Below are 23574 nucleotides of genomic sequence, written 5' to 3'. Positions count from 1 at the left end.
ACTAGGCTTGATCTTCAGGACGTTTGGATGCAACGAGGCCTAATCCGGCTAGTAAGGATAGGGCAGCTGCGCTGAAGAGTAAGGTTTGATCACTTTCACCAGTAGCTGGCAATTGTCCCTTGCCCTCACTTGGAGTTACTTGAGCAGCCTGAGCCACCAATGGCCCGCCCGCTTGTTCTGCTGGGTTAGCCGGTTGACTTGGGGTAGCTGGCTGGCTAGGAGTAGATGGTTGACTTGGAGTTTCCTGACGCTTACCGAAACTTACAGCATAGAGGCTGAAGTGGTTAACAGTCAGGGCTACACGGCCGTCGGCCATCATTTCAAATGGCACTTCATTGACGATTTCTTTGGTGTCGCTGGTCAAGTAGTAAGCCTTGGTTACAGCCTTGTCTACTGGGAAGATAACCTTAGCATCACCTTTGACAGGGACTTCCTTGCCGTCTTTGTTGAGGAAGCTGATTTCATAGGCTTGATGCTCGTCTTCGCCTAGGGCTGCCAACTTCTCTTTGAGCGGCACAACAGATACTGCCACGATGCTTGGATCCAAGTGTTTGGTTGGAATCTTAACCGAAACGCGTGTATCGCCGTCATTATCCTCGAAGGTCGCTTCGGTCTTGTCAGCATTGAGGGTCACCTTAACCCCTTGGGTCTCATAGAGTGGCAACTTAGTGCCTGGTTGGTCTGGCTGACTTGGTTGATTTGGTTGACTTGGTTGGTCTGGCTGACTTGGTTGACCTGGCTGACCTGGCTGACTTGGTTGACTTGGTTGACTTGGTTGACTTGGCTCAGGCGCCTTGATTTGCTTGAGGTAATCAACTAGACGATCCAAGGCCGCCTTAGTTATCAGATTATCTTGGTTCAAGCCTTGATAATATGCTTCTACAGCAGTGGCTGCTTGACGAGCTACCTCACTATCAATGCCTTTAACGCGTGCAAGTTCCGCTTGATAAGCTGTCATATCCAATGGCGTATCCACTACTTCTGGCAAGACAAAGCGCAATTCAGCCGCTGATTGGAAGGCTCCGCCATCCCCATAGGATTCCGTCCCAGTAATGGTAGCTTTCTTAATCTTGATTGGTTTATCGAACGGAATAACCTTGGTTGTGGCATCATTTGCCCAGCCGTCAAATTCAAAACGGTGTTCCTTACCCGTCTCGTCTACCAAGACCAGGTTCCCTTTTTTGAGGCGACCGTTAGCACCATCTTGACGTGGGACATATTCAAATCGAGTCACTTCCAGTGGTTGCTTAAAGGTTACCGTCCCAGACTCGCCAATAGCACGTCGATCCCATGGTGTATGCCATAATGTCCCCGTATCCCCGTCAAAGGCATACCAGAACTCTTCCCCTTCGTGGGCTGGTGCTTCCACTGATTCGATATCATCCCATCCTGGGCTAGTCCGTTTGACTTGTAAAGCTTCCTTAGCAGCTTGCACGGCAGCTACCAGTTTGTTTGCATCTTCAACACTAATGTCATCTTCTGCTTCGGTCAAGGCTAAAATGGCATTCTTGTAGGCTTCTAGGCTAGCAGGAGTGTAGTTGCCATTGACCACTGGCGTATTTTCCTTGTAGGCTTCATCCACAATTAACTTACCGGTTAAGTTTACTTCTTCAATCTGAAGATTATCCATCATGAAGTCCTTATAACCGCGGAAATCCACGGCGCTACCGGTCTCACCCTTATTATCGGAGGCTTTGTTGGTAGAATAGATCCCGATCCAAGTATTGCCAGAATCAGAGGCTTGTACAATAAAGCTAGCCTTACCTGGCTTATCGGATCCTTCCCAGGTATTACGCAAAGCATGCATCTTAAGCTTGCTGCGACGAGTATATTCGCCATCCCCTTCAACAAAAGCATAAGCATCATGAGACCCTGCTTCATAGTCGAAGGTGACACGATAGGTCTTGCCAGCCTCGAAGCGGAAGTTTTGTGGAATAGTTTGATAGACAAGTCGATCCCGTCCAGTTAACCCATTAGTCTTGAGGGACCAGTTACCCTCAATAACATCGTTAATTTTCTTGCCGTTCCAGCCCCGTTGGGTATAAGGGTCATGGCGCTCTGACAAGTGAGTACGGTTATCAGAAACACCCTCTACGTTCCCCACAACAAATGGGAAAATTCCCTGTGGTACTTCTTCAAAATCTTGTTTGAAGGTACCCGGAGTCGTATTATGACCACCACTATACATATTGGACTGATTCTCGAAGATTCGAATTTCATCGAAGTAGGTAGCATCCTGATCAGCATCACGACCTAAGGTCAGAGTCACATTGCTAACATCGGATCCTGTTGTAAAGAAAACATACATATTTTGGAAGTAACTGCTATTGTCCACCGTCGCATTCTTAGCTGAAGTGTTATGGGCATGTGCTTGGACGTAGTTCTTAGCAATAGATTTATAGGTATAGTTGCTGATGGTCTGATTACCGGATTTAATGGTGATATCCGCCTTAGCATTACTACGGTTATCCACTCCAACATAGACAGCATAGCGGGTATTAGGCTTCAAATCCGTCAGTTTCTGTGTCAAGGTCACACGTTCCTTGTTCCCAGCAATACGTAGCATTTCATTAGCGCCTTGGGACTTAACAATTTGAGCATTTTGGCTATCCCCTGTCTTGGTCCAGTGATCTAAGGTGCCACTATTGAAACCTTGGTCATAGAGATGCATGCCTTCACTCCAGGTCATAGTGCGTTTGCCTTGAGCTACCTTGTAGAGAACATAAGGTTGATTAGCGAGCGCATCAATGGTGATGCGACCTTGGCTATCAACGGCTAGTTCTACTTGTTCCTGTTTACCTTGGTCGGTCAACTTGTAGAGATAGACCTTATCACCGCGCCAAGCTTCTGGCAGAGTCCAGGTGGTTTGCCCAGCTGTCTTGGAGAAGAAGTACATTTTCTCTTTGTCGCCAGTCAAGGCTTTACCGTTAGCATCCCAGTTCCATGGGGTCAGGTAGGCACCGGCATTTTCAATCACACGACCGTTGAGGGTGACCGTACGTTGACGGTAGCCGGCTTCATTTGGATCGTTAGATAGACGCTTGATGACGATTTGGTCACCCGCTTCATTAGCCAAATGCACTTCCATTTCTGGAATCCAATTGTAGGTTTGACCATTATCTGTCATTTGGACAGGGTGGCCGTTGACCCATTTGGTTACCTTGTAGTGTTGGAAGAATTTGGTCATGACATCGTGTTCGAAGAGGTTGGTAATATAACCTTCATAGTCACTCCGGCCTTGCCAACCCTCGAAGTCCTTCATGTCGTAACCACCCAGGAGCGGATAGTTGGCTGCCCCGCCATACCGTGGATAATCCCCTACCCAGGCATCTTTTTGGTGGTTGCGGATGAAACGAGCAATATTGGAGTTAATCCCCTTGTTGGTATAACCACCATAGGTTAGGTCAGCTGCCCAGTGTTGGAAGGTGGAATCATATTCGCCCCCGTGGCCCCACTCAATAGTGAAACGCCAACCTTGGCTGTTGATTTCCTTAGCAATCACGTGGGTAGCCCAAGCGCCGTTGTCCCCGGACTGGCCATTACCCCATACGTCTAGGTAAATAAAGTCGAGCCCTTCACCCAAGGTTTCCTTGAGGTCTTTCCACCGTTTGAGGCGGTTATGAGCTAAATCGTAAGCCGCATCAATGTTAATCCCTTGGTCTAGCCAGTTCCAACCATAGCTATAAGTCCCGTCTTCGCGTTTGCGCAAGATTGCTTCACTAAAGTATTTAGATTCTGGATAGGTTTCAGAAGCATTGACGTGAATCCCTAATTTTGCCCCGTATTGCTTAGATTTTTCAATCAGGGTCTTGAAGTCTTTGACGCCCCCAATACGACGACCAATATCGGCATAGTTGAGGTGGCCAGAGTCGTGCCCTTCACTCCCGTAACCCTTAAGCAAGACAGATTGGCCTAGGCCATCCGTATGCAGATTGACCTTCTTAATCCCGTCTAGGGTCATGAGGAATGGGTTTTGCGCATGAGAACCGAAGTTCATAGCAATCCGGTAAGCTACCAGATCCGGCACACTTTCAGAACCTTTAGGGTTATTCATAATCTTGCGGAAGGCAATGGCCCCATCCTGCCAGTCTACTTGTTTGTCCTTATTAAGGTCTTGGGCAAAGACTACCTTGCTACTTGGCAATTCGAGGGTATATTCAGGATAAACCAGTTTGCCATAGGCCCGTTGATAGTAGTAAGGCGAGCTTTGAATCCCGATATAGTTAACGCCGGCTACGCGTTGCTTGAAGGCGGTCAGACGCGTGAAGTCTTCAGAACCACCGCCGTAGCTAAATTGAGAGTTGCTCCAAACCCCGGCTGCGACTTTGTCAGAGGAAACAAAGCCATACATGAAGCCATAGGCGAAGTCATCCATCTTACCTGGCACTAGGTCCACATGGCTATCACCTGCCCGGTGGGTATTATTGGACATCCAAGAACCATCGAACTTAGCCCCAGTTTGATTAGAGCCGACAGAAACTAGGGTGTTACCTGGGAATTCAATCGTCGAAATCAATTTACGAGGATTGTCGATTTCCTTGCCCATGGTCACCAAGTTCTTGTTTTCTACCTTGGTCACATCAAAGTGCAGTTCATTGCCCACTACCTTGACTTGCACAGTAATAACCGCATCAATAAAGGCTTCAGGATTCTTAACCGTCAGCGTGTACTCGGCAGTCGCTTGATCCACCTTGCGGTAGGTCACTTGAGGCTTGACATCGGTCCCGTTAATGCTGAGCTTATCTAGTTTTTGCACTTGCCCGGTCATAGTTTGGCCGCCGAACTGATAGTGCTTGATGCGTGGGAAGAGGGTATCAATTTCAGCATCTAAGACGTCCGAACGAATGTGATCGTAGACGACATCTTGGTCGTTGGCTGCTAGGCCTGGATCTACTGCTCCATTATCTGGTTGACTTGGCTTGAGATTAGACTGGTCGTCTGCCTGCACAGCCACACTAGTCCGTTCATTGCCCCAAGTTGCCGCCTTGAGGTAAATTTTATTTTGCCCTTCTAAGGCCGTCTTCACTTCTTCTGGCACTAGTAAGGTATCAAAGAGGCTCTTCCCATTGTTAGTGGCATTGAGCTGACCATCCTTCTTGTAAGTGATAGAGAGATTGTTGACCTCTCCTGCTTTAGGGGCTGCTACCCGGCCTTTTTGATACCAGGTGCTAGCCTTAGGCGATTTATATTCCCAGAACCAACCATCGCGGTCGTAACCAACGAAGATATGGTTGGCAGGATCCTTATACTTGAGGAAAACCCCGAAGCGGGATTGTTTTTCTGTTGATAGGTCCTTGAAGGTCAAGTTGACACTGGCATTGCCGTCTTGATCCACTTCCAGTCCCTTTTTCTCAAAGAGGGCAGGGTTCTGGCCGTTATCATTCTGAGCAGTAGAAGCCAGTTTATTATAACGTACGCCACCTTCTTCCACGACTTCGACGGTCCCCTTACGGCTGCCGGCCGCAGTCCAGTCTGGTGCTACTGCTTTGCCTTCGGTGGTCGCAGGATTTTCCTCCTCAGTGGCAGCAGGACTTGGAGTCTCTGTCGCTGACGCCTCAGCTGGGCTGGCCGTCTCTGTTGGGGTGTCAGTCGCTGCTGGCGTATCTGTTGCTGTAGGGGCAGCTTCCGCACTTGCAGCTGGCTCAACCACATCAATGGCTCCCGCCGGAACAGGCTCTACCTCACTGGTGGCTGGGGTGTCGGAAACAGCTTCTTGGGCCGATGCACTTGGACTTTGGCCTAAGAGAAAGGCCCCAATAATGACGGAGCAAGTCCCAACACTGAGCTTACGAATGGAAAAACGACACTTCTTATCAAACAAGTTTTGAATCGAATTTCGCATGATAATCCTCCTTATAAAATATAATAGTTTCTTACCCCTCTATTATATTGTATCCCCTTACAAAATGAATTATAAATTCTTGCTGAATCATTTAGCTTTCTTGCGATATTTGTCTTTTAATTACGTTCCTTATGTCGGTAAATCTTGTTGTCTAGCCATCTCCATAATTTCTTAAATTTCTCTGTCTATACAGACCTCGGGCACAAAAAAGAGGCTGATTAATCAGCCTCTTGAAGATTAATGATGTCTGCGTGCTAAGTCTTGAAAAGGCAAGCCCCGGTCTTGGGCCCAGTTGCGCAAGTCTCCTGTCAGAATCAGATCAGTGGTCTGAAGTTCTTGCCAGTCACGTGCACCTAGAAGCAGATAGAGTTGGCGCAATTGCTCTTGCCAAGCTCTGACCCCTTCAATGGTCGCTTCAAGTCCCTTATTTTCCAGGCAGTGTAAGAAGAAACCGGCTAGCCCGACGGCTCTAGCCCCCATAGCGAGAGACTTAATAATATCAACCGGTTGATGAATCCCGCCACTAGCCAAAATCTCCAACTCGACAGGTGCTACTCGTGCTTCCAAAAGCGACTCTGCCGTCGTCTGGCCATATTGGTAGAGGGCTTGGAATTGAGGCGTCTCGTGCCGTTGATCTTCAATCTGGATGAAATTAGTTCCACCCCGACCGCTGACGTCCACTGTCTTCACACCGACTTCAGCCAAGCATCTTAAGGTTTGTTGACTCATACCGAAGCCTACTTCCTTAATGATAACCGGGCAATCCAGGCCATTAACTAAGCGCTCAATTTGCTTTAACCATTGGCTGAAGTCGCGGTCCCCCTCAGGCATGACCACTTCTTGGGGCCGGTTGAGGTGGATTTGCAAGGCATTGGCACCCATGGCCTCCAAGACTCGCTGAGCCGACTCTAGGCTGTGATGGGCCCCCAGATTAGCTAGGATAAAGCCATCTGGATTGACCTGACGCATCACTTGATAGCTAGTCGCCACTGTCGGATCCTTGACCATGGCACTAGCCGAACCAGCCGCTAGCGCTAGCCCCGTCTCCCGCGCCACGATAGCCAGTTGCTCATTGTATTGGCCGGTTAACTTGGAACCACCCGTCATGGCATTGATGTAAAAAGGAAAGGCATGCGTGTGCCCTGCCCACTGAGTAGTCAGGTCAATCTCATCTTGAGACAGGAGCGCCAAGGGATGGTGGACAAAGCGTAGTTGATCGAAGCAACTAGCTGTCTGAACCCCAGCCTGTTGGGCCAAGGCTAAGTGAAGATGGTCGGCCTTACGATGGGCCACTAAGTTTTCTTCTTGCATTAATTTCCTGCCTCCTCAGAGGGCCTTTGAGGCGCCCCTATCTCTAGTTCGACTAAGGTGATGCCGGCTGCCTGCCAAGCTGCCGCCAACTCTTTCTTGAGTCCTTGGCCTTGGCCGACCGCAATCCCGCAGTCTCCCCCTCCAGCCCCCGAGGATTTGGCCTCGAATTGATAGGCTTGAGCGATAGTCACCAACTCTCGTAAGGCGGGTGTCTCAATAGAGAGGGTATTGTGTTTTTCAATTTGTAGTAGTAAATGTCGGTAGTCGGCCAGGCGCGATTGGATGGCTAAGCTGTCGCCAGTCTCAAAAGCTGCCTTGATGGCCTGGACTGTCTCCTTGGCCGAACTTAGAAAGGCCTGATAGGCGGCACCAGACCGGTCCTGCCACTGACCAATTAGGTTGTCGGTAGAAGCTGGTACGCCAGTCCACCCCACCAAGACCTCTAAATCCGCCGGCGCAGACATAGGCTGGATGACCAGGCTAGGCCAGTCTTGACTCAGCAGGGATAAGATCGAATGGTTTGCTAGGGCGTCTTGTAGCCAAACTCGGTCTGGGGCCACATAGTAGAGCCAGCCGCCAAAAGCATTGACCGCTAAATCAGCCAGACTCCCCTTGGAACCTAGGCGCATCATAGCCATAGCAGCCAACTTATAGTGCATGAGCGGCGACTTAGCCACCAAGCCATAGAAAGCCAATAAGGCCTGGATGACTGCCACCGTCACTGCTCCGCTAGAGCCAAAGCCGTATTTACGGCCATTGTCAGCTAGTAGCTGACTGTCTATACTTAGGCGATAGTCTTGTAAGGGGCGTCCCAGTTCCTTAACTAGGTCTTCCACTAATTGCATAGCGGCTAGAACATAGCGCCACTGGCTTGAATCAGCCTCATAGAGATTTGCCCGCTCATAGTGCCAGTCTTCTAAGCCTGGCAGATTGGACTGTAGCAGGCCTCGTCCGGGCCAGGGACTGATGCCCACTTGGCAATGCAAATACTGGCCAACTGCGAAGAGCAGGGCAGGCTGGTCTGGGGCCAAAACAGCATACTCGCCCGCTAGGAAGAGTTTGCCGGGTGCCCAGCCCTGATTAGTCCCAAAATTCAATTCAGGTGCCAAATCAAAAAGCTCTAAAAGCTGGTCCATAGCTTCCATGGGCTACCTCCTTCTTAATCATTAATTGGATAAGGCGCCGGGCCAGGATAGGCCACCGCCAATTGCTTGGAGTCGAATTCAGTCATAAAACGATTGCGAATAGCCTCTGCTTGACTCGATGGGCAGAGGACCTTGACATTAGGGCCGGCATCCATGGTGAAATAAGCGGTAAAGCCTTCTTGCCGTAGTTGTCGCACCAAGTCCATAGCCTTGAGCGAATCCGCCTCCCAATAGCTAAAGCTTGGGTTGGCCGCAATCATAGTCGCATGCATCTTCATGGCATTGTGTTCGGCAATTTGGCCGACACGGTCTAAGTCATGGGCTAGAATAGCAGGTTGAATGGCCGCCAAATCCTTGGCGACTTCATCCGGCCACAAGGCATAAAAAGGCGAGGTCTCCATGGTCAAGGCCATGCCTTGGCGGCTAGAAATTTTCTTGGTCCCTTTATTAACCATAACGACTAGCATGGCTAAATCCCACTCGGCTGCCTCAAAAGGTTCAGCATAAGAAGAGTCGCTGTCCTCTCCCTGACCCGCATGCCAAATAACGAAGCCACCAAAGAGACTACGGCTAGCAGAACCTGAACCCTGACGGGCTAAAATAGATAGTTGACGTTGGGATAAGTCCAAACCTAAGGCGGCATTGGTCGCACAGGCCAAGGCCGCGTAGGCAGAGGCCGATGAAGCCAAGCCAGCTGCCGTCGGCACATGATTGGTGCTGGTTACCAGGGCCCGGCAATCGGTCTGGGCGAGGGCCCGAAAACAGTCTAGGAAGGCTGAGACTTTGGCTACTTGACTAGCCTCTTGCTCCTGGCCATCAAGAATAAAACGGTCATGAGTTAGCTGGGCATCAAAAGTCACTTGGGTATCGGTGTAGAAGGCATCTAAGGTCAGTGACAGCGAACTGGTCACTGGCAAGAAGAGGGCCTGGTCGCGTTTGCCCCAATACTTAATCAGGGCGATATTGGTATGAGCGCGATAGGTCGCGCTCCCTTTTGGCTGATTTGGCTGAATCATCGGGCTCCTCCTCTTTTTAAATGGCCATGGTCCAGGTGCGGCCGGCGCCTGCTTGACGCATGGCCTGACTAATGGCCTCGGCCTGCTGGGCTTGGCTGGATAGAGCAATGACACAGCCGCCCAAGCCCCCGCCCGTTAACTTGGCACCTAGGGCACCCGCTAACCAGGCGGATTTGACAATATTATCCAGCTCAGGGGTCGAAACCTTGAGCTGGTTGAGATAATAGTGGTTGTAAGTCATTAGACGACCCAAGGCCACCAAATCTCCTTGGCGAATGGCCTGTTGGGCTTGAATGGTGCATTCCCCAATAGCCGCCATGGTCTTCATGACCTGGTCAGGTCTGTCTTGCGCTAGCTGAGCTACTTGAGCGACAGCAAGCTTGGTTTGGCCTGCCTGGCCGCTATCGGCAATCACCAAATAGCCTCCTAAGTTCATTTGGAAGGCTTGTGGCGTTAGGCCCTTACGATAGAGGGCGGGCTGTGTGGTGGAGGTCATCAAGGTATCCAAGCCACTTGGCGCTCCGTGAGCCAAGACTTCAGCTTGGTTGACCATGTAGTGCAGCACTTCCTGAGTCAGACTGACCCCATAGTAATCGGCCAAAGCCCGAACCAAGGCAACCGCCACAGCGGCCGACGACCCCATCCCTCTTTCCTGAGGAATGTCGCTATCAATCCGGATATGAATGGCCGAAGCCTGATCTTTAGGTGCGCAGTGCTCCTGAGCCAAACTAATGGCGGCTTGAACATTTTGTAGTTCTTGAGGCGCATCTGCCAAAGGCCCCTTGTAGTAGCGGCAGGACAGGTAGTCTGCCTGGTGTTGGGTGGGTGTTACCCGGACACGGATGGCCACAGCCGGTACCGGCAAGGCAATGGCTGGGTAATCGTAGACAACGGCATGCTCCCCCATAAGGATGACTTTACCGTGGGCGGTCCCCATACCTACTGGGCTCTCCGCTACTTGGCTTTTTATATTTAATTCTTTATGTTGATTTTCTAGCATCTTTTTAGGCACAAAAAGGTCCCCTTTACGAGTCAATTCGTCATGTTCTATTGTAGCGCATCCCAGGAAAAAGTGGGATTTTTAGGGAAAGTTTTAAGCAATCTTAAACTTTCTTAGATTCTGTGGTAAAATAAGCCTAAGCATCCCCGTCAGGAGGTATCTCATGTCATTGGAAATGTTCACGCGCTACGCGCCCCAAGAGTGGCAAAAGCTCCACCAAGAGGGCCAACCCATACCCCAGGTCCATGAATTGGCTCGACTGGTCTCACTTAATGACCGCCTGTCTCAGGCAGACGTGGCCACCATCTATGCCCCTATGATTCATTATTTGGATATGATGATGACCTATCAACAAGCCTATCAGTCCGCCAAGTATCAATTTCTGCAGGGCCAAAACCATCCCTCGCTCCAATCCCACCAGCCTTTTGTCATTGGGATTTCAGGGAGTGTGGCGGTCGGCAAGAGTACAACGGCCCGGGTCTTACATGAGCTACTGAGCCGGACCTATCCAGAGCGCAAAGTCGCCCTAATGACAACTGACGGCTTTCTCTATCCTAACGCTGAATTAATTCGGCGTGGCATCCTAGGCCGCAAGGGTTTCCCAGATTCCTATGATATGCCTCGCCTCCTAGACTTCATGCAGCGTATCAAGACGCGTAAAGGGCCAGTCAGCTACCCCGTTTATTCCCACCAGGTCTATGATGTCTTAGTCGGCCAAGAAGCCGTCATGGAAGATCCCGACATTCTGATTGTGGAAGGGATTAATGTCTTGCAACTGCCACAGAACCAGAAACTCTATGTCAGTGACTTTTTCGATGTCTCAATCTATATTGACGCTAATCCTGTCCATATTCAACGTTGGTACATGGAACGTTTCGAGCTCTTGCTGGACTTGGCCAAACAAGATCCTCATAACTACTATTTCGAGCTGTCCCAAAAACCACGCGAACAAGCCCGGCAGTATGCTAACGAGGCTTGGCAGACCATTAACCTAGTTAACTTAATTCAAAATATCGCCCCTACACGTGAGCGTGCAGATCTGATTTTACATAAGGCCTCCAACCATTTGGTAGACGGCATTTATGTTAGAAATTACTAGAACCTCAACTAAACAAAAAGTCGCCACAAGTTAAACTTATGGCGACTTTTTATTTAAGTAATAGATTTAGAAATCTGCTGGCAACTTAGGCACAATCCCTAAGCCCTTGGTGCCATCACCCGTATGGGTACCAATTACGGGACCAATATTGGTATAGCTAAGTGGCATACCAGGATAGGCATCCTTCATCATTTCATCCAACACCTTTAAATCTTCTGGCGCACCAGCTTGGCCAATGCCGACATGCACGCCTTGAGGGTAGCGTGTTTGCCATTCTGCCACTAGTTCCACCATGCGACGGTAAACCTTCTTGGTTGTACGGATTTTTTCAGTGACAGCAATCTTGCCTTCTTCAAAATGTAGCAGGGGACGAATCTGTAAGATATTACCCAAGATGGCGCTGGAAGCCGACAGGCGGCCACCCTTAACCAAGTTATTGAGATCTCCTACCATGAGATAGACATCCGAATGACGAGCCGACCATTCTAGGCGACGCCCCACTTCCTCTGCTGACAAACCTTGGTCAATCCAGCCTAAGGTTTCCTTGACTAAGATTTCCATGACCATGCAGGATGAGCCAGAGTCTACCGCATAAGCGTCTAATTTATCCTCATACTCGCACAAGAGCATACGGGCAGTTTGATAGGTTCCGCTGATTTCACTGGAGAGGTGAATAGCATAAACCGTATCATAGCCAGCAGCCACTAATTGGTCCAAGAGGGCCAAGTAATCCCCTGGTTGGGGTTGAGAAGTTGTCGGTAATTGGCTTTCAGACTTGAGGCGGGTGTAAAATTCATTTAATAATTGCAGATCCGATGTATCCTTCATGACTGAGCCATCACTGAAATTAACCGACAAGGCAACTTGATAGACGTCTGGATGTTGGGCTAAGGCCTCTGATAAGTAGGCAGTAGAGTCAACAATCACAGCTGCTTTCATCAACATTCCTCCTTAATTCAAAAATACGCTCCAGAGGGATTATATCAAATATCGCGCCAAATGTCTTGCTATGTGGTAGAATAATCTGGAAAGGAGGCGCCCCAATGAACTATCTGACCATTGATCAAGCCAGTGTCCACGAAATCGAAATCAAGAAGTCCCGCTTCCTCTGCTATCTCTATCCACTCCAGGATCCAGCCGCCTTCCCACCAATCCTTGCCGCCTTGCGCAAGGAACATTACAAGGCTGCGCATCATTGTAGCGCCTATATTATCGGCCCTGATTCCCTGACCCAGAAAATGAGTGATGACGGTGAACCTGCAGGCACAGCCGGTGTTCCCATGCTGGAAGTGCTTAAACAACGTCAGTTGACTAATCTAGCCGCCGTGGTAGTCCGCTACTTTGGTGGGATTAAGCTAGGGGCTGGGGGCCTCATTCGTGCCTATTCCAGTGCAGTCAGTGAAGCCTTGAATCATGCCACGATTGTTGCTAACGTCAACCAATTGCTAGTAGCCTTAGAACTGGGCTATAACCAGGTCGATTCCTTCCAGTATTTTCTAGACCATAGCGACTTGGATGTCACGGTTATGGACACCGAGTATGCCGGCCAAGTCACCTATACTTTGGCTATCTATCAAGACCAAGCTGCGACCCTAGAAGCCCAACTACGCGACCGTTTCAATGGCCAAATAGGCTGGCTAGAACTAGGCGAGGAAACCGTCAATGTCCCCGTTAAACAAGCAGCTGACCAAGACTAAGATATATACAAAAGACCCGAGACAAGTGTCTTGGGTCTTTGTTTTCTCTAAAATTTTTCGAAGAAGCTCTGCAACCAGTTAACAAAGGCACCTTGCTTGAGATTGTCAGGCAAGACCTGGTTCACAACCGCTACATGTTGTTCAAAAGAGCGGTTCATGATTTTCTGGATTTCTCTCAGGCGCATATCGCGCCCCTGCTGTTCTGCCGTCGCAATCTGCTTGAGAACCTCGATATAACTGTAGGCCAGACTCAAAGTCAAACCAGAAGCAATGGCTCCCGTCACAGCGCCACCCGTTACTGTTCCTAAGCCAGGTAGAATCTTGAAGACAGATGATACCACGAGTTTACCCACCAAAGTCGTGCCACCGGTCCCACCTAAACCCATGACCAAGCTAATTAACTGAGATTTCTCTAACGACACCCCGAAGATGGCCGATAGATGAGCTAGCATGGTAATTTGCATGGGAACTAAAAGCGTCGCGTCCGCTACCGGAATTGGCACAAAGCCAACCCCAAATGCAGTCGTCACATAGGTTTGCGCCCAACGCCTAGCCTCTTTGACCTTTCTTGCCAAATCGACCTGTTGGGCGTTGATAAAAGCCCGGTGGACTGACTCCGGCACTAAACTTAGACTCAATTCCAGGAGCTCATTCAAACCATGAGGCGGAATCAGGGCCTGTTTAGGCAGGCTATAAGCCTTGGCCAGAATAGGCACAATCCCCTTAACTGGCAGGGTCATTGCCTGTAACTGATTAAGAAATTCCTGGTTACCTGGATCCAGTTGTTGGGTCAAGACCAGAATAACCGGCACATATTGGGCCAAGGTCTTGATGATTTCTAGTTCCATGGCTTCAATTCTAGCCATGGTCGAATTCAAGCAGTAGTAGACCACGTGAATTTTATCGCGCGGGTCGCCTTGACGTTTTTCAATCAGGAGATCCGACAAACTAGCTAAGACCTCCCGCTGGGATTCAGCTGTCAACTCCAGCCCTTTGGTATCATAGAGGGTCAGAGGCACGCCTTCCTTGGTAATACGCACTAGCTGTTGAGTAATGGGTAGCCCGGCCCCTGTGCTTGCCAGATTTTCCCGGAAAAGGGCATTAATGAGCGTGGATTTACCACTCCCAGTTTTACCCGCCACTAGGACATTGAGGGGCTGCATCTTGTCAACTTCAGTCTGGGTTTTATTGAGTAACTCATCCACCAGCTGGGTGTTGACCCGACGCTTGAAAAGTTGATTTAGTTGGCGCATAGGCCACCTCCTGGACTGACATTAGTCGTTGTTACGACTAGATAGAATAATCAAACGGAGCAACTGTAAGGCTGTAGCACTGGCTGCCGCCACATAGGTTAAGGCTGCTGCATTAAGCACCTTGCGGGCAGCCGGCATTTCTTCTGGGGCCAAAAGTTGGTTTTGTTCCAAAATTTTAAGTGCCCGCGCACTCGCATCGAATTCCACTGGCAGGGTCACCACTTGGAAGACTAGGACTAGGGAGAAGAGAATAATCCCGAATTGGACCAAGCCCATCATTTGGAAAATAAAGCCGGCAATAATAACTGGCATGGCCGCTGCTGAACCAATTTGGGTCACAGGCACTAAGGCATTACGCAAACGGAGCGGGAAGTAGTTCTCAGCGTCTTGAACTGCGTGACCACATTCGTGAGCAGCAACCGCAACGGCTGCAACCGAAGTTTCCATATCGGTCGCATCAGACAGCCGCAAGACCTTGTGACGAGAGTCATAGTGGTCAGTCAAATCACCTGAAACATGTTCGACTTGAACATTGTTAATTAGAGTTTGTTGCAGAATAGCTTGCGCCACTTGGCGACCAGTCGTGCCCTTGCTGGTTTCCCATTCACTGTATTTACTGAAGGTGGATTTTACTTTCCATTGGGCGTAACCAGCAAAAGCCATCCCGATAATGATTAAGAAGTAAGTTGGGTCAAATAAATATCTCATGGATATCCCTCCATTATTTTCAAGTTATACCTTATTATATCAAGTTTAAGGACCCTTGGCATCTTTTAGGCTGAGCCCTTTGGGAAAACTTAAGAAATCTACCATCCACCAAGTCATGACAAATGTCACATCATGTCATGACAGGCGCTACTACTAGCCTCCGATTTCTTGGCCTATAATAAAACCATCAACAGCAAGGAGGGAACTATTATGAGTCTCATTAATGTAAAAGGTGCCGGCAAGACCATCAAGGGCCGCCCCATCTTACAAGATATCAACTTCTCGATTGAGGCTGGCGAATGCATCGCCCTCATTGGTCCTAACGGGGCCGGCAAGACTACTTTGATTGAACTCTTACTTCATGACAAAATCCTCAGCCAAGGGAGCATCACCATTAAAGGTCTAGCAGTGGGTAACCGCAAACTCAAGAGCACTATCGGCCTCCTACCTCAAACTAATGAACTCCCTAAAAACCTCAAGGTCAAGGAATTAATCAGCTTCTTCCAATCCATCTATGACTACCCTTTGACGCAGGAAGAAATCCAAGATATTTTGCGTTTCAGTCCAAGCCAATACAATCAGATGACCCAATCCTTATCCGGTGGTCAACGCCGCCTGCTAAGCTTCGCCTTAACCTTGATTGGCCGTCCTTCCGTTCTCATACTAGACGAACCAACAGCTGCCATGGATACTTCGACACGCCAACAGTTCTGGGAAATTATCCATCGAATCAAAGAAACCGGGACCACCATTCTCTACTCTTCCCACTACATTGAAGAAGTCGAACACACAGCCGAACGTATTCTAGTGCTCCACCAAGGAAAGCTCATTCGTGACACAACACCACACCGTATGCGGTCAGAAGAATTAACCCAGTTCTTTACCGTCCCTTTGCGCTTCCAAGAAGTATTGGCTAAGCGCCAAGACATTATGGAACTGACTGAAAACAGTGATAACCTGACCTTCCATACTAAGAATGGTGCTGAAGTCTGGGCAGCCCTTAGTCAAGCAGGTTGCACCTTCAGTGAATTAGAAGTCGCTCGCCGCACCTTACTCAATAGTATTTTCGAAACTACCCGAGACGACCAAGAAAGCGAGGTAAAATAAAATGAAAAACTTACGCGCCCTCATCAAGGTAGAGACCTACTTTACATTACGCAATTGGCAGAGTTTAGTCATGGCCATCGGCATGCCCTTGGCTTTCTACCTCCTCTTCTCTGGTATCTATCAAGCGGAGATGCCTTATAGCTACAGAGTCTTCATGATGATTTCCATGACGGCCTCTTCTCTTCTAAGCTTCAACGTTTTCGCCCTACCCTATAATTTAACTGCAGATAAGCATAACAATTGGCGACGTTTTCTTCACCATTCACCGGTGTCTGTGGTACAATATTACTTAGTAAAAGCCTTACGCTTTGTCTTGCTCTATTCCCTCGCCATCGGCGTGGTCTTCAGCTTTGGTGGCTTAGTTCGTCAAATTACCCTACCGGCTGGTGACTATTTCATGGTCATTCTTATTCTCTTGGTCGGGATGATTCCCTTCTCATTTATTGGGGCCCTCATTTCCTACTTGCCAAGTGAAGAAACTATCTCCATGGTTGGGAACATCGCCTTTATGGCCATGTCACTCTTAGGCGGCCTCTGGATGCCTCTGATGTTTTTCCCTCAATGGATGCAAAACCTAGCCAAATGGATTCCTAGCTACCACTTAATGCAGATTATCCAAAACTGGTATACTAACCGTGTCTGGGCATGGGATTCCATTTTAGCATTGGTAGCCTATGGAATCTGCTTCTTAATCCTAATTGCCTTGGTGCAACGTAAAATTGAAGTAAAATAAGTCCTTTAGAAGGAGGGACCATCGTGTTCCAACGCCTGAAAATCGCGATGAAACAGACGCACATCATGTTCTATATCAGTCTGGTCTTCATTCTATTCCCCGTTATTGAATCCATCAATCAGTCCCCCATCAATTGGGGGCTTTTGGGCTTGACCTTTATCTTTTTAGTTTCCTATCTCTCCCTCTTATGGAGCCAAGACCAACGAATTGTCACCCTTAGTTGGATTTATGCGGCAGGCTATATCTGTTACTGTGCCCTTTCCCTCAATCCTAACTTTATTTGGTTCCTCTTTTATTTGGGCAATGTCATGGCCTATTGTTTTCCTCGTTCTTCCCTCTGGTCTTGGCGTTGGTTAAGTATTTATGGTATCGCCCTAGGCATCTATGTCTATCACACTTGGCGGGGCTTGGATTCCATTGAGTTATTCTATCTGGGCCTGCTAATTGGCTTCATCATCCTCTTTTCCATCGGGCAACGCTTCGGTCGATTGCGAGAGCTCATGCAGGAAAGAGAAGAAGCTAAAAATAAGCAAATCAACTTACTTTTAGCTGAAAATGAACGTCATCGAATCCGGCGTGACCTCCATGATAACCTAGGCCATCTCTTCGCCACCTTAGCTGTTAAGAGTGAATTAGCCACTAGCCTGATGGCACGTCAAAAATATGAGGCTGCCCAAGAACATGTTAAGGATATTCACAACCTTACCCAGGAAGCCATGCACCAGGTACGGGCTATCATCAACGACTTAGACCACCACGACTTGGCTAACGAACTCATCCGTCTGCAAGAAATGTTAGAAATATCTGGCATCCAGGTGGTCATTGACAACCAACTAGGTAACCTGTCCTTGACTCAGGACCAATCCTCCACCCTAGCTTTGTGCTTGCTAGAAGCCTGCAACAATATCATCAAGCACGCCCAAGCCAAGCATGTGCTAATCCGTCTCTGGCGGAACGACAATTTCCTCTACGCCTTTGTAGAAGACGACGGACAAGGTTTTGGCCCCGTGCAGGAAGGTGAACTCCACACCATCTTGGACCGCCTGCAAATTCAAGGCGGACAGCTCAACATCCTCAGCCGTCGCCAACCTACCCAAGTCCAACTTAAAATGCCCTACGAGAAAGGATAGGTGATTCCATGCGCCTCTTAATTGCAGAAGACCAAGCCATGCTTCGAGATGCCCTCTGTCAACTCCTAGAGCTAGAAGACCAAGTAGAAAGCGTCCACCCAGCCAAAAATGGCCAGGAAGCCATGGAGATTATAGGTAGCCAGACCATCGATATCGCCCTCTTAGACATTGAAATGCCCTACGCCAGTGGCTTAGATGTGCTAGAGTGGTCTAAGGCCCATCACCCTGAGGTTAAGGTCCTCATCTTCACCACCTTCAAGCGTCCCGGCTACTTCGAGCGCGCCCTCAAAGCCGATATCGATGCCTTCGTCCTCAAGGAGCGGCCTGTCCATGCCCTCATGGAAACCCTGGAAAACATCCTAGCGGGTAAGAAAGAATATGCGCCTGAGCTCGTTGATCGCCTTTTCACTCATCACAATCCCTTGACCCCACAAGAGCGCCAGCTCATGGCAGGCGTTAGAGAAGGGCTCTCTAACAAGGAGTTAGCCCAGGAGCTCCATCTATCAGAAGGTACCGTCCGCAACTACATATCTACCGTTCTGCAAAAACTAAGCGCCAAAAATCGGGCGGATGCCATCCGTATCTGCCAAGAAAATGGTTGGTATTAAAAATTTCGCCAAAGAAAAAAGACTGAGAAGTTAATGCTTCTCAGTCTTTTACTTTATCTTAGTCTTCTAAGTCCACGTTGTGGTAAACGCGTTGAACGTCGTCATTATCTTCTAAGACTTCAATCAAACGCTCAAATTTAGCTAAGTCGTCACCTGTTAAGGTCACTTCGTTTTGTGGCAAGAGGTCTAATTCTGCCACTTCAAACTCGCTAATCCCCATGGCCTCCAAAGCTGATTGAATGGCGTGGAAGTCGTTAGGTTCGCCGTAAACGACAACAGACTCACCTTCTTGCGTTACTTCACGGACATCTACATCAGCTTCTAATAAGCCCATCATGATTTCGTCAGCATCTTGGCCGGCGATAACGAAGACAGCTGTCGCGTCGAAGAGGTAGCTAACAGACCCGCTGACACCCATGTTCCCGCCGTTCTTACCATAGGCCGCCCGCACATCACTGGCAGTCCGGTTTACGTTGTTAGTCAAGGCATCCACGATAATCATGGAACCATTTGGCCCAAAACCTTCGTAGCGGAGCTCTTGGAAACTTTCATCGCCGCCACCTTTGGCTTTTTCGATAGCACGGTCAATGACATGCTTAGGCACATTATAGGTCTTAGCACGATCAATGACAAATTTCAATTTTTGGTTACTATGGGGATCTGGATCGCCTTGTTTAGCTGCTACATAAATTTCAATCCCGAATTTTGCGTAGACCTTACTGTTATTGGCGTCCAACTTGGCTTTTTTTTCTTTGATGTTGGCCCATTTACGTCCCATTCTTTCACATCACTTTCTCTTAAGATATTACTATTATAAGGCTAAGCCCCCGCTATGGCAAGGTCTGACACTCATTTGCCTTGCCAGTGGGCAAGTAGGCTTTTAGTAGCCCCCGACCTTGCGAATGACTTTATAAACCTGGTTGGAAACCCAACGTCCTACTCGCGTATTCGCTGTTGTTAAGCGGCCAAAGAAAGCATAACGCAAGACTTTGAAGGCCTCAGGGTTACGTTCTTGTAGGAAGTTCCAGAGGTCTTGGCGCTTAGCTATCGCTTCTGGGGTCCCAATACGATTGAGCAAGGCGCTAGAAATACTGTTGACAATCTCCAAATGTTTAAGCAAATACTGGCGAATGCTAGGGTGTAGCGGCTGACTAAAGTCAACTGCTTCAATTAAAATTCGGTTAACTTTGAGTTGCTGGTCAATCCGCCCCATCATAACTCGTTCATTGACCGACTGGTCATCGCGGCCAATCAGATAACGATAGAAGTCGACATCCAGATAATAGAGGCGCTGAACATGCTGAATCGGTTGATAAACAAAGACATTATCTACATAGAAGGTGTGTTCTGGCAAGATAAGACCACAATCTCTTAACAGTTGGGTCCGATATATCAATGAATGCATCATGAGATACTCGCCTACTGAGAAAGGCTTGACTTCATCCCAGCCAAAGAACTGATTAATAGGCAAATTACGCTCGTAGCGAACCGTTCGCTTGGCGCCTTCCTCTCCCTGCTCATAAACATAATTGGTCAAGAGAACATCCACCTGGGTATTCTCTGCTTCAAAGCGCTCAAGGGTTGCCATAACCGCCGCCAAAGCCGACTCATCCACCCAGTCATCAGAGTCCACTACCTTGAAATATTGGCCCGTCGCATGGGCTAGACCAGTATTGACGGCCCCACCATGCCCCTTGTTAGCCTGATGAATAGCCTTGACCTGGTCTGGATAGCGGCGCTGATAGTCTTGAGCAATGGTCAAGGTTTCATCCTTAGAGCCATCATCAATGACCAAGATTTCAATCTGGTCGCCTGCCGGCAAGAGGGACTCAATAGCCCGTCCCATATAATCTGCGGAATTATATGAGGGGATTGCCACAGTTAGTAATTTCATTAAATATTCTACCTTTCTAGTCGAAACATTGAAGTCAATGGCGCCTAGCCTTGGGCAGGCTTCTTGAAGAGGCGCTTGAGGCCAATACGGCCTTTTTTCTTATCTAAGACAGTGACTTCAACTTCCAAGATATCCCCCACAGCTACCGCTTCTGAAGGATGCTTGATGAATTTCTTGGATAGTTTGGAAATATGAATCAGGCCATCTTGCTTGACCCCGATATCCACAAAGGCACCAAAGTCGACCACGTTGCGGACCACGCCTTGTAGTTGCATCCCAACTTCGAGATCGTCTAAGGACATGACATCTTCACGTAAAATCGGTGCTGGACCAGCATCCCGGATATCATGTAGGGGATGCTTGAGGCCCTCAATAATATCTACAATGGTTGCCTGGCCTACTGCTAGCTCCTGAGCAAGTTGGGCTGGTCTAAGGGCACCTAAGGCCTCCACAGCATGATCAGAGCCAATCGCGTCTAGAGCTATACCTGCACGGTCCAGAATCATACGCGCTACTGCGTAACTCTCTGGGTGAATGCCGGTCTGATCAAGTGGATTCTTACCCCCAACAATCCGGAGGAAACCAATGGCTTGCTCATAGGTTTTAGGCCCTAGGCGCTTAACATCCTTAATTTGACGACGGTCTTCAAAGCGACCTAACTCATCACGTAGGCTAATCAAGTTTTTAGCGGTTGTCGCGGTCAAACCCGACACGTGTTGCAAGAGGGAAACACTGGCTGTATTCACATCCACACCTACTCGGTTAACAGTGGTATTGACCACAAAGTCTAGTTCCTCGGTCAATTGCTTTTGAGCCACATCGTGCTGATACTGACCCACACCAATGGACTTAGGATCAATCTTAATCAATTCAGCCAAAGGGTCTTGCAGACGGCGGGCAATGGAAACCGCGCTCCGCTCTTCTACCTGATAATCCGGAAATTCTTGACGGGCTAGTTCACTAGCTGAATAGACAGAAGCTCCCGCCTCGTTAACAATCATATATTTAACCGGTTGGTCCAAGGTCTTGATGACTTGAGCTACGAACTGCTCAGATTCCCGACTGGCGGTCCCGTTCCCAATAGCAATGACTTCAACCCCGTGTGCTTTAATCAAGTCTGCCAATTGGCCACTAGCCGCTTGACGTTGGCGTTCACCTGCTGGTTTATGAGGGTAAATAACCCCTTTATCCAAGACCTTACCGGTTTGGTTAACGACCGCTAGCTTACAGCCCGTACGGTAGGCAGGGTCTAAGCCCAGCACTGTCCGCCCCTTAAGAGGTGGCGTCAGGAGCAAATGCTTGAGGTTGTCCCCAAAGACTTGGATGGCTTGCTTATCTGCCCGCTCAGTCGCTTCATTGCGAAGTTCCCGCTCAATGGCTGGAAAGATGAAACGTTTGTAAGCATCTCGAATGGCCGCCTGCCCTAAGACACGCTTAGCTTCTGGGAGATTTTCAGCTAGGACATGCCGCTCCAAATAATTGAAGATTGGCGCTTCATCCACCTCAATAGATACGCTGATAACCTCTTCCTTCTCAGCTCGGTTGAGAGCTAAGGTCCGGTGCGCTGGTAGGTCGCTAAGTTTATTTTCGAAGTCATAGTACATCGCATAGACTTGGTTAGGGTCCGCCTCTTCCTTCTTGAGCTTGGTCTTGAGGATGGCATTATAACGCATGTATTTGCGGATAAATTCGCGGTAGGCAGCATTGTCTGACACCCATTGGGCCAGAATTTCATGGGCACCAGCTAGAGCAGCTGCCACATCAGTAACTTCTTCGTTAAGATATCCAGCAGCAGTCTCTTCGACGTCCCCTGCCTGCTCATTCAACAACCATTGAGCCAAAGGTTCCAAGCCTTGTTCAATGGCCACCATGGCCTTAGTCCGACGCTTCTGCTTATAAGGGCGGTAGAGGTCTTCTACTTGTTGCAAGGTGCTAGCCGCTTCGATTTGCCCAGCTAATTCTGGAGTCAGTTTTTCTTGCTCATCAATCAGACGCTTAACTTCTTCCTTACGCTCGGCCAATTGCGTGACATAACGATAGCGGGTCTCAATCTCGTGAATTTGGACTTCATCTAGGGCGCCTGTTTTTTCCTTACGATAGCGCGCAATAAAAGGAATGGTGTTGCCTTCGGCCAAGAGCTCTAAGACGACACTGACCTTATCAACCGGCAACTTAAGTTCCTTAGCTACCTCTTGTACTTCATGTGTTAATGTTACTGTCATGATTTAATCGTCCACCTTTGGTGCGTCCGAAGGAACGCAGAATGTTTCGAGAAGGGTCTCGTGATTGATTCGGACAGCCAATAGATGGCCACCGTATACTGCACCGCCATCAATGCCAATCAAATCACCCTCACGATGCCAAACATGATGAGTCTGGCCATCGTCATTCAGCCGGCCAATTGGGGTGTGGCCAAAGATAATTGGCCGCCCAGTCTTATTAGGCAGCGTATGGAAGGGTTCGCGAATCCAGACAAAATCGCGGCGTGAAGAATCTTGCCACTGGTCGACTTCCGGATTAACCCCAGCATGTGCAATGATGAAGTTGCCAAATTCTGTATAGAGGGGCAGGCCCTCCAACCAGGCTTGCAGCCACGGCTGAGTCTCCTTCAAGCAGTCAGACAGCAACTGGCCCGATTGGTCTTCTAGCCTACTACGCGTCGTCTCTAAAAATTCTGAGATGGTGGTCAAACCACCGTTACGCTTATAGCGGCCAAAGTAGTTTTCTGGGTCCGTCAAGGTCTCCAATAACATATCCTCATGGTTACCACAGAGACAGATAGCGCCATGACTGGCTTGAAGCTCCCTTACTTTTTCAACCGTGGCCTTCGAATTCGGTCCTCGATCAATCAAGTCTCCCACAAAGATTAGTTGTTGATCTTCTGGGCGCCAATGGGTCAATAGTTCTTCCAAAAGATGGTACATACCATGGATATCCCCAATAACAAATGCTTCCTGCTTAGTCAAGGCTATCGCCTCCTTCTCATTCAATCCTCTTCATTATAGCATAAAAGCCTTTAAAACACGATATC

At 48.8% G+C, this 23574-nt stretch carries 18 protein-coding genes; 6 read left to right on the top strand and 12 right to left on the bottom strand.

Annotation, left to right across the window (positions count from 1 at the left end):
- Position 1 precedes the first annotated feature (1 nt).
- The 5 genes from HMPREF3093_RS01060 to mvk all read right to left on the bottom strand — a co-directional run bounded on the left by HMPREF3093_RS01060 (position 2) and on the right by mvk (position 10326).
- Entirely contained in the window at positions 2 to 5842 is a 5841-nt protein-coding gene (locus tag HMPREF3093_RS01060; RefSeq protein ID WP_070755184.1) for an endo-alpha-N-acetylgalactosaminidase family protein, read from the bottom strand.
- Positions 5843 to 6079: 237 nt separating this feature from the next.
- Positions 6080 to 7153, bottom strand: coding sequence for a type 2 isopentenyl-diphosphate Delta-isomerase (gene fni, locus HMPREF3093_RS01055; RefSeq protein WP_070755183.1), 1074 nt, complete (start codon positions 7151 to 7153; stop codon positions 6080 to 6082).
- Positions 7153 to 8298 (bottom strand): phosphomevalonate kinase, encoded by a 1146-nt coding sequence (locus tag HMPREF3093_RS01050; protein WP_083316225.1) that lies wholly within the window; start codon positions 8296 to 8298, stop codon positions 7153 to 7155. Before HMPREF3093_RS01050 ends, fni begins: the two co-directional genes overlap by 1 nt.
- A gap of 14 nt (positions 8299 to 8312) precedes the next feature.
- Complete coding sequence (mvaD, locus tag HMPREF3093_RS01045) at positions 8313 to 9314, bottom strand: diphosphomevalonate decarboxylase (RefSeq protein ID WP_070755182.1); 1002 nt, start codon at positions 9312 to 9314, stop codon at positions 8313 to 8315.
- A 16-nt stretch (positions 9315 to 9330) separates the two neighbouring features.
- On the bottom strand, positions 9331 to 10326 hold the full coding sequence (gene mvk, locus HMPREF3093_RS01040) for a mevalonate kinase (RefSeq protein ID WP_257244452.1): 996 nt from the start codon (positions 10324 to 10326) through the stop codon (positions 9331 to 9333).
- Between the two features lie 151 nt (positions 10327 to 10477).
- Here mvk and coaA point away from each other — a divergent pair, with 151 nt between their 5' ends.
- Positions 10478 to 11413, top strand: coding sequence for a type I pantothenate kinase (coaA, locus tag HMPREF3093_RS01035; RefSeq protein ID WP_070755181.1), 936 nt, complete (start codon positions 10478 to 10480; stop codon positions 11411 to 11413).
- A 66-nt stretch (positions 11414 to 11479) separates the two neighbouring features.
- Here coaA and HMPREF3093_RS01030 read toward each other — a convergent pair whose 3' ends face one another.
- The gene (locus HMPREF3093_RS01030; RefSeq protein WP_180363245.1) at positions 11480 to 12352 is read right to left on the bottom strand and encodes a DegV family protein; all 873 of its coding nucleotides are present in this window, start codon (positions 12350 to 12352) and stop codon (positions 11480 to 11482) included.
- A 104-nt stretch (positions 12353 to 12456) separates the two neighbouring features.
- Between HMPREF3093_RS01030 and HMPREF3093_RS01025 the strand changes: the two genes are divergently transcribed.
- On the top strand, positions 12457 to 13110 hold the full coding sequence (locus tag HMPREF3093_RS01025) for a YigZ family protein (protein ID WP_070755180.1): 654 nt from the start codon (positions 12457 to 12459) through the stop codon (positions 13108 to 13110).
- 47 nt (positions 13111 to 13157) lie between these two features.
- Here the strand turns inward: HMPREF3093_RS01025 and HMPREF3093_RS01020 are convergent, their stop codons facing one another.
- Positions 13158 to 14363 carry a YcjF family protein gene (locus tag HMPREF3093_RS01020; RefSeq protein ID WP_070755179.1) on the bottom strand — a complete coding sequence of 402 codons (1206 nt, stop codon included), beginning with the start codon at positions 14361 to 14363 and terminating at the stop codon, positions 13158 to 13160.
- A 21-nt stretch (positions 14364 to 14384) separates the two neighbouring features.
- Positions 14385 to 15071, bottom strand: a complete 687-nt coding sequence (locus HMPREF3093_RS01015) for a zinc metallopeptidase (RefSeq protein ID WP_023392224.1) — start codon at positions 15069 to 15071, stop codon at positions 14385 to 14387.
- Positions 15072 to 15281: 210 nt separating this feature from the next.
- On the opposite strand from HMPREF3093_RS01015, the gene HMPREF3093_RS01010 reads away from it, so the two are divergent.
- The 4 genes from HMPREF3093_RS01010 to HMPREF3093_RS00995 are packed head-to-tail and all read left to right on the top strand — an operon-like array spanning position 15282 to position 18649.
- Positions 15282 to 16178: an ABC transporter ATP-binding protein gene (locus HMPREF3093_RS01010; RefSeq protein WP_070755178.1), complete on the top strand. Its 897-nt coding sequence runs from the start codon at positions 15282 to 15284 to the stop codon at positions 16176 to 16178.
- Between the two features lies 1 nt (position 16179).
- Positions 16180 to 16911: an ABC transporter permease gene (locus HMPREF3093_RS01005; protein WP_070755177.1), complete on the top strand. Its 732-nt coding sequence runs from the start codon at positions 16180 to 16182 to the stop codon at positions 16909 to 16911.
- Positions 16912 to 16934: 23 nt separating this feature from the next.
- Positions 16935 to 18041: a sensor histidine kinase gene (locus tag HMPREF3093_RS01000; protein ID WP_083316223.1), complete on the top strand. Its 1107-nt coding sequence runs from the start codon at positions 16935 to 16937 to the stop codon at positions 18039 to 18041.
- An 8-nt stretch (positions 18042 to 18049) separates the two neighbouring features.
- Positions 18050 to 18649 carry a response regulator transcription factor gene (locus HMPREF3093_RS00995; RefSeq protein WP_070755176.1) on the top strand — a complete coding sequence of 200 codons (600 nt, stop codon included), beginning with the start codon at positions 18050 to 18052 and terminating at the stop codon, positions 18647 to 18649.
- A 58-nt stretch (positions 18650 to 18707) separates the two neighbouring features.
- Here the strand turns inward: HMPREF3093_RS00995 and HMPREF3093_RS00990 are convergent, their stop codons facing one another.
- From HMPREF3093_RS00990 to HMPREF3093_RS00975, 4 genes are all read right to left on the bottom strand, one after another.
- Positions 18708 to 19427, bottom strand: coding sequence for a YebC/PmpR family DNA-binding transcriptional regulator (locus HMPREF3093_RS00990; protein WP_023392229.1), 720 nt, complete (start codon positions 19425 to 19427; stop codon positions 18708 to 18710).
- Between the two features lie 102 nt (positions 19428 to 19529).
- On the bottom strand, positions 19530 to 20543 hold the full coding sequence (locus HMPREF3093_RS00985) for a glycosyltransferase family 2 protein (RefSeq protein WP_070755175.1): 1014 nt from the start codon (positions 20541 to 20543) through the stop codon (positions 19530 to 19532).
- Positions 20544 to 20587: 44 nt separating this feature from the next.
- Positions 20588 to 22765, bottom strand: coding sequence for a Tex family protein (locus tag HMPREF3093_RS00980; RefSeq protein ID WP_070755174.1), 2178 nt, complete (start codon positions 22763 to 22765; stop codon positions 20588 to 20590).
- A 3-nt stretch (positions 22766 to 22768) separates the two neighbouring features.
- A complete protein-coding gene (locus tag HMPREF3093_RS00975; RefSeq protein ID WP_083316222.1) occupies positions 22769 to 23509 on the bottom strand; it encodes a metallophosphoesterase in 741 nt (246 codons plus the stop codon).
- Positions 23510 to 23574: the final 65 nt, after the last annotated feature.

The sequence above is a fragment of the Abiotrophia sp. HMSC24B09 genome (assembly GCF_001815865.1).
Lineage (GTDB): Bacteria > Bacillota > Bacilli > Lactobacillales > Aerococcaceae > Abiotrophia.
Note: the sequence above shows the minus strand (reverse complement) of the source record. Positions and strands in the feature narration are given on the sequence as shown.

Excerpts from the sequence above, each read along its gene's own strand:
- fni (WP_070755183.1), bottom strand. The coding sequence starts at position 7,153 with ATGCAAGAAGAAAACTTAGTGGCCCATCGTAAGGCCGACCATCTTCAC.
- HMPREF3093_RS01010 (WP_070755178.1), top strand. The coding sequence starts at position 15,282 with ATGAGTCTCATTAATGTAAAAGGTGCCGGCAAGACCATCAAGGGCCGC.
- HMPREF3093_RS00990 (WP_023392229.1), bottom strand. The coding sequence starts at position 19,427 with ATGGGACGTAAATGGGCCAACATCAAAGAAAAAAAAGCCAAGTTGGAC.
- HMPREF3093_RS01025 (WP_070755180.1), top strand. The coding sequence starts at position 12,457 with ATGAACTATCTGACCATTGATCAAGCCAGTGTCCACGAAATCGAAATC.
- HMPREF3093_RS00995 (WP_070755176.1), top strand. The coding sequence starts at position 18,050 with ATGCGCCTCTTAATTGCAGAAGACCAAGCCATGCTTCGAGATGCCCTC.
- HMPREF3093_RS00980 (WP_070755174.1), bottom strand. The coding sequence starts at position 22,765 with ATGACAGTAACATTAACACATGAAGTACAAGAGGTAGCTAAGGAACTT.
- HMPREF3093_RS01030 (WP_180363245.1), bottom strand. The coding sequence starts at position 12,352 with ATGAAAGCAGCTGTGATTGTTGACTCTACTGCCTACTTATCAGAGGCC.
- coaA (WP_070755181.1), top strand. The coding sequence starts at position 10,478 with ATGTCATTGGAAATGTTCACGCGCTACGCGCCCCAAGAGTGGCAAAAG.
- HMPREF3093_RS01060 (WP_070755184.1), bottom strand. The coding sequence starts at position 5,842 with ATGCGAAATTCGATTCAAAACTTGTTTGATAAGAAGTGTCGTTTTTCC.
- HMPREF3093_RS01050 (WP_083316225.1), bottom strand. The coding sequence starts at position 8,298 with ATGGAAGCTATGGACCAGCTTTTAGAGCTTTTTGATTTGGCACCTGAA.
- HMPREF3093_RS01020 (WP_070755179.1), bottom strand. The coding sequence starts at position 14,363 with ATGCGCCAACTAAATCAACTTTTCAAGCGTCGGGTCAACACCCAGCTG.
- HMPREF3093_RS01015 (WP_023392224.1), bottom strand. The coding sequence starts at position 15,071 with ATGAGATATTTATTTGACCCAACTTACTTCTTAATCATTATCGGGATG.
- HMPREF3093_RS00985 (WP_070755175.1), bottom strand. The coding sequence starts at position 20,543 with ATGAAATTACTAACTGTGGCAATCCCCTCATATAATTCCGCAGATTAT.
- mvaD (WP_070755182.1), bottom strand. The coding sequence starts at position 9,314 with ATGATTCAGCCAAATCAGCCAAAAGGGAGCGCGACCTATCGCGCTCAT.
- HMPREF3093_RS01005 (WP_070755177.1), top strand. The coding sequence starts at position 16,180 with ATGAAAAACTTACGCGCCCTCATCAAGGTAGAGACCTACTTTACATTA.